The organism is Thermococcus sp. M36, assembly GCF_012027355.1.
In the GTDB taxonomy this organism is placed as follows: Archaea; Methanobacteriota_B; Thermococci; order Thermococcales; family Thermococcaceae; genus Thermococcus.
This window is the reverse complement of record NZ_SNUH01000008.1, coordinates 1-854: the sequence shown is the minus strand read 5'-3', so window position 1 is coordinate 854 and position 854 is coordinate 1. Positions and strand designations below refer to the sequence as shown.

Sequence of the window (854 nt, the reverse complement as noted above, 5' to 3'; positions counted from 1 at the left end):
CAGGACTGGCTACTTCCTCAAAAGGAGGAAGATTCAGCGGAAAATTAGGAGCGGAAGGAAGAGGAGAGACCTTCTCGAAAAGTATGGGCGGAGGGAGAAGAACAGGTTGAACGACTTGTATCACAAGTTAGCGAATAAAATCGTTGAGTTAGCGGAGAAATACGATGGAATTGCCTTGGAAGATTTAACGGAAATCAGGGACTCAATTAGATATTCCGCCGAGCTGAATGGTCGCCTTCACCGTTGGAGTTTTAGGAAGCTTCAAAGCATTATCGAATACAAGGCGAAATTGAAGGGTGTTAGGGTCGTTTTCGTTAATCCAGCTTATACTTCCTCCCTGTGCCCGGTATGTGGGGAGAAATTAAGCCCGAATGGGCACAGGGTTTTGAAATGCTCAAACTGTGGTTTTGAGACCGACCGTGATGTGGTTGGGAGTTGGAATATCTCTCTTAGAGCCTTGAAGATGTGGGGAGTCTCCGTTCCCCCGAAGGCCAGCCGATGAGCCGAGGCTGGAAGGTTAGCCGTAACGACGTTTACAAACTTTCCACAAGTTACGGCCAACCAGAACGGGAGTAAAGCATAATTAGGAGAAGACCTCCATGCCCTTAGGTGGTCACAGATGGAGAAGTTTATACTCTCCCTCGACGAGGGGACAACCTCTGCCAGGGCGATAGTCTTCGACCGCGAGAGCAATGTCCTCGGAGTTGGCCAGTATGAGTTCCCCCAGCTTGTGATACAAGTCGTTCAACCTGTTCTTCTCCCTCCGCCCATACTTTTCGAGAAGGTCTCTCCTCTTCCTTCCGCTCCTAATTTTCCGCTGAATCTTCCTCCTTTTGAGGAAGTAGCCAGTCCTG

2 pseudogenes are annotated in these 854 nt (G+C 49.2%); one reads left to right on the top strand and one right to left on the bottom strand.

Annotated features, from left to right (window positions below):
• Positions 1–576 (top strand): annotated as a pseudogene (locus tag E3E36_RS11040) (RNA-guided endonuclease InsQ/TnpB family protein); the annotation flags it as partial.
• Between the two features lie 37 nt (positions 577–613).
• Here E3E36_RS11040 and E3E36_RS12915 read toward each other — a convergent pair.
• Positions 614–854, bottom strand: a pseudogene (locus E3E36_RS12915) (hypothetical protein); the annotation flags it as partial.